This is a genomic window from Streptomyces sp. NPDC026500 (genome assembly GCF_055567635.1).
The window spans coordinates 159,039-173,179 of the sequence record NZ_JBVHQB010000003.1 but is presented as its reverse complement, the minus strand read 5'-3'; the positions used below and the strand labels follow the sequence as shown (position 1 = coordinate 173,179).

General features: G+C 69.9%; 8 protein-coding genes and 1 pseudogene. 5 read left to right on the top strand and 4 right to left on the bottom strand.

Annotated elements, in window-relative coordinates:
* The first annotated feature begins 309 nt into the window (after positions 1 to 309).
* On the top strand, positions 310 to 1,716 hold the full coding sequence (locus ACZ4N5_RS06605) for a lipopolysaccharide biosynthesis protein (RefSeq protein ID WP_467756008.1): 1,407 nt from the start codon (positions 310 to 312) through the stop codon (positions 1,714 to 1,716).
* 21 nt (positions 1,717 to 1,737) lie between these two features.
* On the opposite strand, the gene ACZ4N5_RS06600 is transcribed toward ACZ4N5_RS06605, so the two are convergent.
* Positions 1,738 to 2,790: a glycosyltransferase gene (locus tag ACZ4N5_RS06600; RefSeq protein ID WP_467756007.1), complete on the bottom strand. Its 1,053-nt coding sequence runs from the start codon at positions 2,788 to 2,790 to the stop codon at positions 1,738 to 1,740.
* Positions 2,791 to 3,369: 579 nt separating this feature from the next.
* Between ACZ4N5_RS06600 and ACZ4N5_RS06595 the strand changes: the two genes are divergently transcribed.
* Together ACZ4N5_RS06595 and wecC are read left to right on the top strand one after the other, a co-directional pair.
* On the top strand, positions 3,370 to 4,278 hold the full coding sequence (locus tag ACZ4N5_RS06595) for a glycosyltransferase family A protein (RefSeq protein WP_467756006.1): 909 nt from the start codon (positions 3,370 to 3,372) through the stop codon (positions 4,276 to 4,278).
* A gap of 73 nt (positions 4,279 to 4,351) precedes the next feature.
* A pseudogene (gene wecC, locus ACZ4N5_RS06590) lies at positions 4,352 to 5,530 on the top strand (UDP-N-acetyl-D-mannosamine dehydrogenase); the annotation flags it as partial.
* On the opposite strand, the gene wecB reads toward wecC, so the two are convergent.
* Entirely contained in the window at positions 5,432 to 6,760 is a 1,329-nt protein-coding gene (gene wecB / locus ACZ4N5_RS06585) for a non-hydrolyzing UDP-N-acetylglucosamine 2-epimerase (RefSeq protein ID WP_467756005.1), read from the bottom strand. The pseudogene wecC and the gene wecB sit on opposite strands and share 99 nt — an antisense overlap.
* Positions 6,761 to 7,021: 261 nt before the next feature.
* Between wecB and ACZ4N5_RS06580 the strand changes: the two genes are divergently transcribed.
* Together ACZ4N5_RS06580 and asnB are read left to right on the top strand one after the other, a co-directional pair.
* Positions 7,022 to 9,319 carry a bi-domain-containing oxidoreductase gene (locus tag ACZ4N5_RS06580; RefSeq protein ID WP_467756004.1) on the top strand — a complete coding sequence of 766 codons (2,298 nt, stop codon included), beginning with the start codon at positions 7,022 to 7,024 and terminating at the stop codon, positions 9,317 to 9,319.
* Positions 9,319 to 11,226 (top strand): asparagine synthase (glutamine-hydrolyzing), encoded by a 1,908-nt coding sequence (asnB, locus tag ACZ4N5_RS06575; protein ID WP_467756003.1) that lies wholly within the window; start codon positions 9,319 to 9,321, stop codon positions 11,224 to 11,226. Before ACZ4N5_RS06580 ends, asnB begins: the two co-directional genes overlap by 1 nt.
* Here asnB and ACZ4N5_RS06570 read toward each other — a convergent pair.
* A complete protein-coding gene (locus tag ACZ4N5_RS06570) occupies positions 11,202 to 12,467 on the bottom strand; it encodes a hypothetical protein (protein WP_467756002.1) in 1,266 nt (421 codons plus the stop codon). The two genes, asnB and ACZ4N5_RS06570, sit on opposite strands and share 25 nt — an antisense overlap.
* 96 nt (positions 12,468 to 12,563) lie before the next feature.
* Positions 12,564 to 14,036: a sugar transferase gene (locus tag ACZ4N5_RS06565; RefSeq protein WP_467756296.1), complete on the bottom strand. Its 1,473-nt coding sequence runs from the start codon at positions 14,034 to 14,036 to the stop codon at positions 12,564 to 12,566.
* Positions 14,037 to 14,141 lie beyond the last annotated feature (105 nt).

Here is a 14,141-nt window from a genome sequence, read left to right as displayed (position 1 = left end):
GATGCAGCATACTGCGCCCCCCGGAGAACAATGATCTAATTTCGTCGAAGTTCGACGGAGCGGCGCGCGATCGCGGGAGCCGTCACCTTAAATGAGTTTGTAGCAGAATTGCGGGTTTCTATGTCCTGGGCGAAGGGATGAAGCCGGCGACGGCATCCGGCGATGCATCAGCTTCATCACGGCATCCTGGGATCCGAAGCGTCATCGCAGAACTCGGGTGAATTGCAGACGCGCGTACCCGAAGACTCAGGAAGATCCGAGGGCAAGAGCGTTCTTCCGTCGCACATCTCGTTGAGGAAGGAGCGAGTGGTGAAGGCTCGACCAATCCACGGAACGCCCGCGCCGCCGTATGCGGAAGAATCCTACTCCGGGCGAAGCCGACTGCTCGTGTCGGAGCCGATCGGCCGGTGGCGGGGAGTTATCACGGCCGGGACCGCCGCAACGTTGGCACGTGCGTTGTCGATAGTGGCCGGCTTTGCGTTCGTGCCCGTCGTGGCCGGCAGCCTCGGACCCGGTGAGTTCGGTCTGTGGATCAATCTGACCGCTGCCATGGGGCTGCTGGGACTTGTGGATTTCGGCGTCGGCCTCGCAGTCGTCGGACAGGTGACGGCGGCTCGCGCGGACGATGACTTGGCTGCCGTGAAGCGTCTGGTGAGCACGGGTTTCCTGATGCTGTGCGGTGCCGGCCTCCTCATGTTGGCGCTCTCGGGTGTTCTCGTCATGGCACTCGACTGGGCCCACGTTCTCGGTGTCGAGGACCGAGTCTCCGGCGCGCTGGTGCGCCGGATGGTGTTCGCTCTCGCTGCTGCGGCCGCCTTGAACCTTCCCCTGACCGTGGCGGGTTGTGTGTACCAGGCCCTTCAGCGTGGCCACGTCATGGCAATCCATGCCATGAGTGGCATCGCCCTGCAGGGGGTGTCCCTTCTGGCCGTCGCGAGTCTCAGGTATGACATCCGTTGGCTCTTCGCCGCGTACCTGATCACCACTCTGACTGCCGGTGCAACGAGCACCATCTATTTGTTCGGACGCTCCGCACCAGAAATCCGGCCCCGCCTTCGTCATGTCGACGCAGCGACCTCCAGGGGCCTCTTCCAGGATGGCGTTCAATTCTTCGTTCTGAACGTGACCGGTTTCATCGCGTTTCGCACGGACGGATTTGTCATCGGTCACTACCTGGGTGCGGAGCGCGTGCCTGACTTTTCCCTTGCTTTCAATATCTTTTCCATGGTATCGGTCTTTGTGTCTATTTTCACGACGCCCTTGTGGACGGCTTATCGTGATGCGCTCGCAAAGGACGATCACGGCTGGGTCAGAAGCGCTTACACGCGATGCATGGGGGGCACCCTCATGATCACGGCGCTGGTCGTCGTCCTGCTCGTTGTCGCGACGCCCGCAATGCTGCGGATGTGGGTCGGGGACGAAGTTGCCTCACCCTCACTGGGACTGAGGGTGGTCCTCGCCTGCAATGTGCTGGTCATGTGCGCGAGTTATGTCGTGAACATTCTGCTTCGCGCGCTGGGGGTCCTCCGGGTACAGCTCTGGCTCGGTGTCTCCATGGCAGTGCTGAACCTGATGGTGTCGATCCAGGCGGTCAATCGGTGGGGTCTTCCAGGTCCTCTCTGGGCGACAGTCATCACGCAGTTGTCCGTGGTGCTCGTCCCCAGTGCCTTCTACGCGCACCGGCGCCTGAAGAGTTTGCATGACCTCCATACATGACCCTTCCGGATTCACCAGGTTTCACGCTGGACCCAGAAGCCCGTGCCGGGACAGTGTTTCGCGCAGCCGCTTTCCCTGGAGCGTCAGGTCGAACTTCGTTTCGGCCAACTGCCGAGCAGCCCGACCCATCGCCTCTGCCCCAACGTCATCGGTGAGTACGTACTCGAGTGCGTCGGCCAGTGCGGCGGTGTCGCGCTGCGGGACAAGCACCCCCGTCTTCCCGTGCACGACGGTTTCCGGCAGCCCGCCTGTGTCGAAAACGACCACCGGCCGGGCGTGCGCCGCCGCTTCACAGGCCACGAGCCCGAGGCCTTCAGAGGCTCCAGAGGCCACCTCGACGCTGGGGACGCAGACCACGCGGCTCTCCCTCATCAACCGGCGGACGGATTGGTGCGGCAGGCTTCCTAGGAACCGGACGGTGACGCCGGACGGCAGGTCGGCGGCCTCGCTCTGCAAGCGACATCTTTGGGGTCCGTCCCCGATCACGGTCGCGGTGACTGGACGGCGTCGCCCGACTTCCCCCAGCGCCTCGAGCAACAGGTGACAGCCCTTGTTCTCGACCAGCCTCCCCACGAAGAGGACGTCCGATCCCTCGGTCGGGCTCCCGAGATTCTGGCCGTCGGGAAGAGGAACGCCCAGGTAGTGAGGAACGACGCGAGACCCGGGAACGCCCGCCGCGAGAAGGCGGCTGCCGAGGAAGTGGGATACCGGCAGAAAGAGTCGCACCATATCAGTGAGCTTGTCCCAGTTGTCGGCGAGCTGCCGCATCCCTCTATATCTGAGCGATTCACCGGCCGACATTTCCAGGATGTCCGATCCGTGACACACGACAACCAGAGGGATTCTGCACTTCTTGGCGAGCCGCGCGATACGCCAGGCATGTTGCAAATGGTGTGCGATCAGCAAGTCGGGTGCAAAATCCTGGATAGCCGCGGAAAACCTGGGAGCGCTGCGGAATGCGCTCCAGGTCCGCTTCTCCAGCGAGCCGAGCGTACGGTCCCGGTCGAGGATGAATGTTCGGGCAGGTACCTCGATGCCGGGTACCGTGCTGATTCCGAAGAGGATGGATTCCACGTCACTGAGCGCCTTGAGTTGGTTGGCAACGAAGGTCTCCGAGGCTGGGAGGACGCATTCGGTGTACCACGCAATTCGGGGTGGCATTTGTTCTCCGATTCCAGGCGTGCGATCTCTACATCTTATGTTGTTTTCGGCATGCGTACGGGAATTTGGTGACCATCCGACGGATGCCCGGTCGTACGAAAACGGCGACACTGCCTGCCATGCCGGCGATCACGCCGGAACCTAGGGGTCAATGAGCTGTTTCGATGGTTCGACACGCTGTCCCTGCAGAGCGGCGGGACCGCGCCCCGTGAATCCATGCGGGCGAGTACTGCTTTCCGGGCAAGAATTCCACGGCCCGCCGTGTCGGAGGTCTGCTGCTCCTGTTTCTCTGTTGACTGACCGCGAGCGCCAATCCCGGTCATCGGGAACTCCGTGCGTAACCCGGGGGCGGAAGCCACGTGGAGATGACCGGGGGCGCGGGCTTGCATCTCCGCGCCTGATCTGCTGGGGCCGATGAGCACGAGGTCCGGCACGTCCATCGTGCGTCCCCCACCAAGAGGCTGTCGTCGGTAGTGAATGGGACGGTGTCGTATGCGTCATGAATTGGTCATCTGCACTCGTAACCGCGAGGACGAGCTACGAAAGTGCCTGGAGTCGGTAGCGGCACAGACGAGACGTCCTGATCGTCTGATCGTCGTCGACAGCAGCGACACGGATGCCACCAGGCGTGTGGTCGAACTCTTCGAGCAGAGCTCCGGCCTTCCGGTCACGTTCACCCGCGGTCCCGCCAGGAAGACCGTGCAGATGAACGCGGCCCTAGAACTGCTGGAGAACTCGGCGGACATCGTGCACTTCACCGACGACGATGTAGCGCTGGACCGCGAGTACCTGGCGGAGATCTTGTCGACGTTCGAAGCCCATCCGAACTGTGGCGGTGTGGGAGGCCGGATCGCGGATCTGCCGCCCCGCCGGGCCAGGGGCCCCGTGCGATGGTGCCGCCGGGTGTTCCTGCTCGACAGTGCACGCCAGGGTGCGCTTCTGCCGTCCGGCATGAACACGATGTGCCGGACCGGCAGCGGACCGTACCGGGTCGACTGGCTCTCCGGTTGCTCGATGTCCTACCGCCGCCAGGCCATCGCGGAGTTGCGGTTCGACGAGACCCGCGCCCGGGCGGGGTCGGGAATGGACTTGGACTTCTCGGCTCGTGTGGCGGCGAGAACCGAACTCGTCTGGACTCCACGTGCCTTCCTCCACCACAGCGCATCGGACATCAACCGGGACGACGAACTGCTCGTGAGGCGCCGCGTCGTCCGGTCCCGCTGGCGGCTCGCCCGGATCGGTGTGAGACCGGTGAACCGTCCGGCGGTGCTCTACGCCGTCATGGGGGACACACTCATGCTGCTGGCCATGACCGTTGTCTTCCGGTCGCGCACGCACCTGCGCCAGGCGATCGCGAACGGCGTCGGCGTCGTCGAGGCCGTCAAGGGAGTCCCGGTCTGAACGCGGTGCCGACCTCCGTGGCCGGGTCCCCTCGGGCAAGTCGCCGTCATCCGCTGAAAGGGAAGTTCTGCAGGTGTTCTCCACCGTCTGCGTCATCGGCCTCGGCTACATCGGCCTCCCCACCGCCGCCGCCCTCGCCACCCACGGCATCGACGTCGTCGGTGTCGACGTCAACCCCGCCGCCGTCGAGCTCATCAACGCCGGCCGTGCCCCCTTCGTCGAACCGGATCTGGCGGTCGCCGTCAGTGGCGCCGTGGCCATGGGGCGGCTGCGCGCGACGGGCACACCCGAGGCCGCCGACGCCTTCATCATCGCCGTCCCCACCCCGCTCCAGGAGGACCGCACGGCGGACCTGTCCTACGTGCGCAGCGCCGCGGCCTCGGTGGCCGCGGTGCTCAAAGCCGGTGACCTCGTCATCCTCGAGTCGACCTCGCCACCCGGGACCACCGTCGAGCTGTCCCGGTGGCTCGGCAAGCACCGGCCCGACCTGACCTTCCCGCACGACGCGGGCGACGTGCCCGACGTACGGGTCGCCCACTGCCCGGAACGCGTCCTGCCGGGCCGGACGATGATCGAGATCGTGACCAACGACCGGGTCGTCGGAGGTGTGGGCGAGGGCTGCGCCGAGCGGGCGCGCACGCTCTACGAGGTGTTCGCCAAAGGGGAGTGCCTGCTGACCGACGCCACCACGGCGGAGATGGCGAAGCTCAGCGAGAACGCGTTCCGGGACGTCAACATCGCTTTCGCCAACGAACTGTCCATGGTCTGCGACCACATCGGCATCGACGCGGGCGACGTCATCGCCCTGGCCAACCGTCACCCGCGGGTCGACATCCTGCGCCCGGGGCCGGGCGTCGGCGGGCACTGCATCGCCGTCGATCCCTGGTTCATCGTCGGCACCGCGCCCCGGCAGTCCCGTCTCATCCGGCTCGCCCGCGAGGTCAACGACGAGCGGCCGGACTACGTGCTCGGCGAGGTCGCCCGGACGGCCGGCCGGTTCAAGGACCCGGTGATCGCCTGCCTCGGTCTGGCCTTCAAGGCGAACATCGACGACCTCCGGGAGAGCCCCGCCCTGCACATCGTCACGCAGCTGGCCGAGCGTCAGCTCGGCCGGCTGCTGGTCGCGGAACCACACATCAGGGAACTGCCGGACTCACTGGCGCAGACGGGCGTGGCCGAACTCGTCGACGTCACCACCGCGGTGCGGGACGCCGACGTCGTCGTCCTGCTCGTGGACCACGATGCCTTCCGAGGCGTCAAACGGACCGCGCTGCGCGGCAAGGCCGTCTTCGACACCCGCGGCATCTGGAGCTGACACCGAGTCGCCTGCGGAGACCGGCGCGTCGCCGAACTCCGCAGGACGCCCGCACAGGCCCATCCAGTGCCCGATCGCCCGTACGGTACGGTCCGCGGCGCGCCCGTCGCCGTACGGGTTCACGGCCTTCGCCATGGCCGCGTATGCCGCACGGTCGTGCAGCAGCAGGCGTACCTGCTTCACGATGCGCTCGCGGTCGGTTCCCACCAGACGGCTCGTTCCGGCCCGGAGTGCCTCGGGGCGCTCCGTGGTGTCCCTTATGACCAGCACGGGCTTGCCGAGGCCCGGCCCCTCCTCCTGGATGCCTCCGCTGTCGGTCAGGATGATGTGCGCGCGATTCATCAGCCGGGCGAACGCCCCGTAGGCCAGCGGTTCCGTCAGGCGGATGCTGCCGATGTGGGCGACCTGGGGCAGGATCGCCGCCCGTACGACCGGATTGGGGTGCAGCGGCAGCACGATGAGCAGGTCGGGTTCGGCACGCGCCAGATCGGCGAGGGCGCGGCCGATGGACTCCATTCCGCCTCCCCACGACTCCCTTCGATGGGCCGTCACCAGCAGGACCCGGCGGGCGGTGTCGTCGAGGTCGGCCAGGGCCGGATCGCCGTAATGCGCCTTGCGTCCGACCGCCCAGAGCAGGGCGTCGATGACCGTGTTCCCGGTGACGACGACGGACGACGCGGGGACGCCGTCCCGCAGCAGGTTGTCCCGTGCGTGAGGCGTGGGAGCCAGATGCAGGGATGCAAGCTGGGTCGCGAGCCGGCGGTTGATCTCCTCGGGGAAGGGCGAGTACCGGTCGCCGGTACGCAGCCCCGCCTCCAGGTGGACCACGGGGATCCGGCTGTAGAAGGCGGCGAGGGCCCCCGTGAACGCGGTGGTGGTGTCGCCCTGGACCAGCACCGCCTCCGGGCGCTCCTGCAGCAGCAGCGGACACAGCCCGTCGAGGACACGCACGGTGATGTCGGCGAGGGACTGGCGCTCGCTGAGGATGTCCAGATCGTGGTCGGCTCGGATGCCGAACAACGCGTGGACCTGGTCGAGCAGTCCGCGGTGCTGAGCGGTCACCGTGACGGTCGGTCGGAATATCGGGGACCGGTCGAGTGCCTCGATCACGGGGGCCATTTTGATGGCCTCCGGTCTCGTTCCGTAGACGACCATCACCTGCTTCACCCGATTCTCCTTCCAGGGCGACACCCGGCCTCTGCCGGGGCGTCACCCATCGGCGGCCGTGGTCCCGGGAGCGGAACACGCGCTCGCCGAGCGCCAGGGAATCGGTATTCCGCGACAACGCGCATCATGCCGGTGGCATGTTCACCCCGCCGCATGGAGATGTTCGTCCGTCTGGTCCGTTCCACGGGTGAAGTGCACGAGCCGGTGATGCGGCCTCCCTACAGTGCGCTGGGCCGCGTTCCCCTCCCGTAAAGGCAGGAAATGAAGACAGTGCTCCTGTCCCCGCGCACCGGTGCCATCACGGTGGGAGAGATTCCCGCCCCCGAAGCAGCCGCCGGTGTGGTGGTGATCCGCAACGACTGGTCGCTCATCAGCGCCGGCACGGAACGGGCCACCGTCTCGACCGGCGCGCAGAGCCTTCTCGGCAAGGCCCGGCAGCGGCCCGAGCAGGTGGCGCAAGTACTCGACAGCGTGAAGCGAACGGGCCTCGTGGAGACCTACCGGACGGTCCAGGACCGCCTGGACCGTCCGGTGCAGCTCGGGTACTCCTGCGCGGGCACGGTCCTGCGGACGGGTGAGGGGGTCGACGACATCCGCCCCGGGATGCGGGTGGCTGCCGCCGGGGCCCGCTACGCGTCGCACGCGGAGATCGTCGCCGTGCCCCGCAACCTTGTCGTCCCTGTGCCGGACGCCGTGGACACCCAATGGGCCGCCTTCGCCACGGTCGGCGCGATCGCGCTTCAGGGCATCCACCAGGCCGAGGTGGTGCCGGGCTCACGGATCGCCGTCATCGGCCTCGGCCTGGTCGGCCAGATCACGCTCCAACTGCTGCGCGCCTACGGATACGACGGGGTGGGCATCGATCCCGACCCCGTCATGGTGGCGCTCGCCGAGTCGGCGGGTCTTGTGGCCTTCCCGCGGGAGGCGGACGGCCTGCCCGGCGACGTCTCCCGGCACTGGGCAGGCTCCGACGCGGACGCGGTGCTCATCACCGCCGCCACGTCCAGCTCCGACCCCGTCGAGTTCGCCGGCCTCCTCGCCCGTGACCGCGCCACCGTGGTGGTCGTCGGTGACGTCAACGTCGCACCGCCACGGTCGTCCTACTACCACAAGGAATTGACGATCCGTTATGCCCGGTCCTACGGCCCCGGCCGGTACGACGCACGGTTCGAAGAGGACGGCCATCCGTACCCGGAGGGCTATGTCCCCTGGACGGAACGGCGCAACCTCGCCGAAGTGCTGCGGCTCCTGTCCACGGGCGCGGTGGACTTCGCCCGGCTCAAGCCGCGGGTCTTCCCCGTCGAGGACGCGGCCGGCGCGTACGAGGCGCTGAAGCCGTCGTCCGCCGGACGCAGTGTCGCCCTGCTGCTGCGGTACTCCGGAACCGCTCAACTCCCCTCCCGGCCGGCTCCGGAGGCAGCCTCCCGCACGTGGACCGCCCCCCGTGGCACCTTGCGGCTCGCGGCGATCGGCGCGGGCAACTTCGCCACCAGGACGCTCTTCCCCGAGCTGGAAAGGGAACCCGGCGTCGCCTTCTCGTGGGTCGCCGGCGGACGGGGGCTGTCCGCCGCGCACCAGGGCCGGCGGTGGGGTTTTCGTACCGTGGCCGAAAGCGTCGACACCGGACTCGTGTCGGGCGACGCGGACTGCGTGATGGTGCTCAGCCGCCACGACAGCCACGGCCGGTACGCGGCGCGGGTCCTGCGCGAGGGTGCCGCCCTGTACTGCGAGAAGCCGCTGGGCCTGACGGAGACGGAGCTGGAGGACATCGCGGACGCGTGGCTGATCTCCGGTGCCCCGGCGATGGCGGGGTTCAACCGGCGGTTCGCCCCCTCGGTGCGGGACCTTCGCGCCGTGCTCCCCGCGGGCGCGCCAATCCAGGTCGTCCACCGGGTGTTCGCGGGTCGGCTCCCGGCCGGCCACTGGTACTTCGACGCGGGGCAGGGTGGCCGGCTGCTCGGCGAGGTGTGCCATTTCATCGACACGGCGGGCTTCCTGGTCCCCGGCCGGCCGGTCGGTGTGCGGGCGGTCGGCGTGGATACGCGGGACCCGGCCGCCGCGCAGAGCCTCACCGTGCAGATCACCTACGACGACGGGTCGGCCGCCTCCATCCTGTACGGGGGGCTGACGCCGCCCGGCGCTCCCAAGGAACTCCTGGAGGTGGCCACCGACGGGGTGGCGGCCAGGATCGACGACTTCCGCTCGCTCACCGTGTGGAAGGGGGGCAGGGCGGTCACGACGAAGTACCGCGGCGGCCCGAAGGGACACGCGGCCGAGATGCACTCCCTCGTCCGTCTCGTCCGGGGCGAACCCCTCGGCGAGGAGACCGCTGCCGCCGCCGACTTCGGTTCCGCGCTGTGGAGTTCCCTGGTCGCCTGCCGTGCGGCCCGCTCGCTCACGGAGGACGGCGTCGTGGGGACCTCCCCCAGCACGCCGGCTCTGGCCAGGGCGCTGGGCTGTCCGCCGCCCGGTCCCGGCGTCGCCGCCGCCGTGCCGAAGCCGGGCGGCCAGGCGGCCCGCCCGGCCGGTGGTTCCGCTTCGACCACGACGGCACTCTGATGTGCGGTTTCGTGGTCCTGTTGAACCAGGCCGGGCGTCACCTGCCGCCGTCGCACGAGGACCCGTGCGCGGCGCTCGCGCACCGCGGCCCCGACGCGAGCGGACACCTGGACCTCGGCGGTGGCAACTGGCACGCGGCACTGCACTTCCGCCGCCTGGCCGTCGTGGACCTCGATCCGAGGAGCGACCAGCCCTTCGGCTCCCCGACGCGGGGAGTGCTGGTCTACAACGGCGAGATCTACAACGCCGCGCACCTGCGCGAGGTGCTGCGGAAGCGGCACGTGACGTTCACGACCGAGGGCGACACCGAGGTTCTCTACGAACTGCTGCTGCAGCCCGACGCGCCCCGACTGCTCGACCGGGTGGACGGCATGTTCGCCTTCGTCCTCCTCATGCCCGACGGCGAGCTGCGCTACGGACGGGACCGACTGGGCGTCAAACCGCTGTACGCGGCGGTCGACGCGGCGGGCCGCACGGTCGCGCTCGCCAGTGAGATCGAACCGCTGCGGGCCGCCGGGCTGACCGGCGGTGCCGACCCGGTCGCCGTGGCGCAGGGCGCCATGTTCCTGTGGACGCCGCCACCGCGGACCGGCTGGCAGCGCGTTCACGCCGTACCGGCCGGAACGGTGCTGTCCCGGCGGGCTCCCGGCTATGCCGCGGCGTCACCCTGGTGGCGGGCCGGTGCCGCGGTGCCCGCCGGGGACATCGGTGCCGCGGTGCGCGCCTCGGTCGCCCGGCAGGTGCGCGCGGACGTGACGGTGGGGCTGTTGCTGAGCGGTGGGCTGGACAGCACGTGGCTGGGCGTGGAGATGAGCCGCGAAGGCTTTGCCGGACCCGCCTTCGCCGCCAGAGCGCGCACCACGGCGACCGCCTCGGAGCCCTTCGAGGACGACGCCCCGTACGCCGCCCGGGTCGCCCGGCAGCTGGGCCTGCCGCTGACATGGGTCGACCTCGACGTCGATGTACTGCGCCGGATCCCGGAGCTGGTCACCACCATGGAGCTCCCTTTCGGGGATCCGGCCGCCGTCGCCCTCATGCAGCTCTCCCGCGCCGCCCGCGGTGAGGCCACCGTGCTGCTGTCGGGGCTCGGGGTCGAGGAGCTGTTCCTCGGCTACGAGCGCTACCAGGCCGTGCTGCTGCTGCAACGGCTCCCCGCCTGGGCACGTCCCGCACTCGGCGCGACCACCATGGTCCCCGGACCCCGGCGCTACCGGGGACGGGCCGACAAGTTCGGGCGCCTGCTCCAGCTCGGCCCCCGGGACTGGTCGTGGGCGACGCAGGCGTACTACTCCGGGCGGGAGTGGGCGGCGCTGTCGCCGCTCGTCGGGCTGGAGGCGGTCACCGAGCGGCATCGCGAGGTGGCGGGCGGCGTGCTGGACGCGGGCGGAACGCCCCTGGCGGCGCTGGCGGAATGCGACCGGCGGCTGTTCCTGCCGGGGCTGAACCTGCTGTACGGCGACCGCGCGTCTATGCGGGCGAGCGTGGAGCTACGGGTGCCGTTCCTGGGGGAGCCGGTGGTGGCCGCCGCCCTCGGCGCCGTCGCGGAGGAACAGCTGCGGCTGGGCGACGGCAAGGCGCGCTTCCGCGCGGCAGCCGTGGCGTCAGGTGTGCCGGAGTTCGTCGCCAGGCGCCCCAAGACGGGGTTCGGGGCACCAGTGCGGTCGCTGCTGCGCGAGCACGGCGCCCGTCTGTGGGCCGAGGTGCGGCGCTCCCCCGTGTTCGACGACCTCTTCGACCGGCGGGCCGCCGACCGCTTCGTCGCCGAACACGTCCAGGGCCGGCGCGACCGGGGGCTCGCCGTGTTCGGGCTGTTCTGCGCGGCCGTGTGGTGGGAGCGGAACGCGGCGGGAGACGCGGGGCGGACCGCGGACGTCCTGGCGGGCTACGAGGCGACCGTCGTCGGCTGATCGGCGGCCGGGGCGGCGGGGTGCCGGCCGCCCGGCAGGACGGCGTGGAGGGCGGTCAGCGCGTCCAGAAGGGGAGCGGCGCTCCACCGGGGCGACTGCCACAGGGACCTGTTCCGCCGGGAGCCCACGGCCCGCTTGTCCGAGCCGAGACCGGGATAGCGGTCCACCACGGCCGCCAGCACGGCCCGGGGGAAGCCGTCCCGGACGAAACCGTGATGGGCCGCCCAGGCCGCCATCCGTACCGCCGTCGCGTCGTTGTTCGGGTCCCGTCTGCTCCCGCCGTCCGCGAAGTAGCGGGGCAGCGGGCCGTCGAACAGGTGCCGCAGATAATGGTCCGCTCCCCGTTCGAGGGGGCGCCGGACGTCGACGCCGAGCAGCGTTCCCGCCTGTTCGAGCCGCAGCAGCACGTACCCCGTGTGGAAGCCGTCCACCCATCCCAGCCTCGGGCCCCGTCCGTAAGGCCAGGAGCCGTCGGGGCGCTGCCCGTCCAGGCTCACCTGGACCGCGCCGCGGGCGGCATCGGCCAGGCGGTCCGTCAGAGCGCCGGGCAGCGTCCCGGTGCGGGCCAGGCGGGCGGCGAGCGCGGCACCCATGAGGTTGGCGTTGTGGACCAGGACACCGCTGGTCGGTGTGTAGGTGAAGAACTCGCCGTTGTGCAGGTGTTCCAGGAGCCCGTGAGCGAGGGAGCGTACCGCCTCGTCGCCGAGCGTCCCGGTGTCCAGACAGCCGTCCGCGCAGAAGGTGGTGGCCACGAGGTTCGGGACGGAGGCGGGGTAGTACGCCCAGCGGGTCTGCACGTCGAACTCGTAGCGCCACAGACCGGCGTAGCGCCCGGACAGCTGCTCGTCGGCGGCCGAACGGCCCAGGCACAGGGCGCGCTCCCGCCATACGGGGAAGGCCGAGAGCCTGGCGCAGGCACCGGCCGCGGTGCCGACGGCCGTCGCGGTGCGCAGCGGGTGGATGCCCAGGACCGGACGCAGGTCGATCCGGCTGCGTTTGACGGCCTGGAGGACCACCTGCCGAAGCACGCGGTGCACGGCCAGCCGTCCCAGCGGGCCGGTCAGGCCGTCGTACGGGTCCGGGCCGGCCCAGTCGCGGGCGTCGGCCCATCGGAAGAGCCGGTCTGCAAGGACGAGTACGTCCGTGGCCTCCGCTGGCGGGCCGACGCGGTCCCCCGCGGCGTGGTGGTCCGGTCCGAACCGGTCCCGGGGCGAGTGGTCGATGGGGCTTCCGGGCGGCATGGGCCCTCCAGGAGGATCGCCGGTACTGGTGGATGTCCGTGGACATCGGTGGATGTCATCGGTGCTGTCGGGCCTGGTGGCGGGGCGGGCAGTCGCTCAGTAGGCGCCCCTGCCCGCCACGACGGCTCCCACCGTCCGGCACAGCACCCCGAGGTCCCCCGACGGGGACCAGTTGTCCACGTACCTGAGGTCCAGGGCGACCGTCTCGTCCCAGGAGAGGTCGGAGCGTCCGCTGACCTGCCACAGGCCGGTGAGCCCCGGCTTGACGGCCAGCCGGCGCCGCTCCACCTCGTCGTAACCGGCGGCCTCGTCGGGCAGCGGCGGGCGCGGCCCGACCAGGGACATGTGTCCCCGCACCACGTTGAACAGCTGGGGCAGTTCGTCCAGGGAACAGCGGCGCAGCACCCGTCCGACACGGGTGATCCGCGGATCGCGGCGGATCTTGAACATGCGGCCGTCCTGCTCGTTGGTCCCGGTCAGCTGATGCCTCAGCCGCTCCGCATCGGCGACCATGGTGCGGAACTTGGCCATGGTGAACGGCTTTCCGCCGTGTCCGATGCGCGTCTGCCGATGCACGGCGGGGCCCGGGGAGTCCATCCGTACGGCGAGAGCCACCGCCACGAACACCGGGGCGAGCAGCACGATCAGCAGCGCCGCACCCAGCCGGTCCGTCACCGACTTGAGCAGCATCGCAAGCCCCCGCCTCAGGGGCGGGGCCACGGTCAGCATGGTGAGCCCCGCCACGGAGACGACGCCCACCCGGCGCCCGGCAACCTCGGTCAGTCCCGGTACGACCACGAGCGGGCACTCCGCGCCGTGCAGGGCCCACGACAGCCGCCGCAGGCGCGTTCCGCTCATGTACGGTCCCGGCACGACAAGGACCACGTCCGCGGAGAGCCGTCGGGCCGCCACCAGTACCGGGGCGGAGTCGGCCGACGGGCGTGGCGGTGCCTGCCGGCCGATTCGGGTGGCGACCGGGGCCAGTGCGTGCGGGTCCTCGTCGCCGATCGGGCACACCCCGACGACGACGAATTCGTGGTCGGTCCGCTTCGCGAGGTGACTCACCAATCCGTCGACAGCGTTCGCCTCCCCGATCACCAGGACCCGGCGGGCGGTCAGGCCGTCGCGGCGTCGGGCGGCCAGATGACGGTGGATCAGAGTCTGTACGACGGCGCTCATCGGGGCGCAGGGCACCAGGGCGGCCAGCGCAAGGGGGAACGGGGACTCCTCGCCTGTCGCCGCCCGCACCACCGCGAGCAGTCCGACCAGCACCAGCCAGTCCTGCAGTGCCGGACCGACGGTGTCGCGCTCACCGACACCGCGCTCGCCGTAGCGGTCCCGTGCGCCGCGTACGAGCAGCCATGCCGCGGCCGCCACTATCGCGTAGGCCGCGGCATGCATGTTCCCGGCCAGCGCGAAGGCCAGATACACCGGTACGGCGGCGCCGGTCACGTCGCCGATGACAGCGGCCGTCGCGTACCAGACGGGCTTGCCCGTGCGGCGCCCGGTCGGCGGCTGCTCCCGGACAACCTGTGTCTGCGCAGGTCTTGCCACTGGCACATGGGGCATCGTCTCCCCGAACAGCCGCATTCGCCCTCCAAGCGCAACAAAAAGGACTATGCGAGTGTGTATGACTGCCCACTGAACAGGGGAGGCGCGACGCTGGACTGCGCG

Bases quoted from the DNA above. Each gene is read 5' to 3' on its own strand.
- asnB (WP_467756003.1), top strand. From the start codon at position 9,319: ATGTGCGGTTTCGTGGTCCTGTTGAACCAGGCCGGGCGTCACCTGCCG.
- ACZ4N5_RS06595 (WP_467756006.1), top strand. From the start codon at position 3,370: ATGCGTCATGAATTGGTCATCTGCACTCGTAACCGCGAGGACGAGCTA.
- ACZ4N5_RS06570 (WP_467756002.1), bottom strand. From the start codon at position 12,467: ATGCCGCCCGGAAGCCCCATCGACCACTCGCCCCGGGACCGGTTCGGA.
- ACZ4N5_RS06565 (WP_467756296.1), bottom strand. From the start codon at position 14,036: ATGCCCCATGTGCCAGTGGCAAGACCTGCGCAGACACAGGTTGTCCGG.
- ACZ4N5_RS06580 (WP_467756004.1), top strand. From the start codon at position 7,022: ATGAAGACAGTGCTCCTGTCCCCGCGCACCGGTGCCATCACGGTGGGA.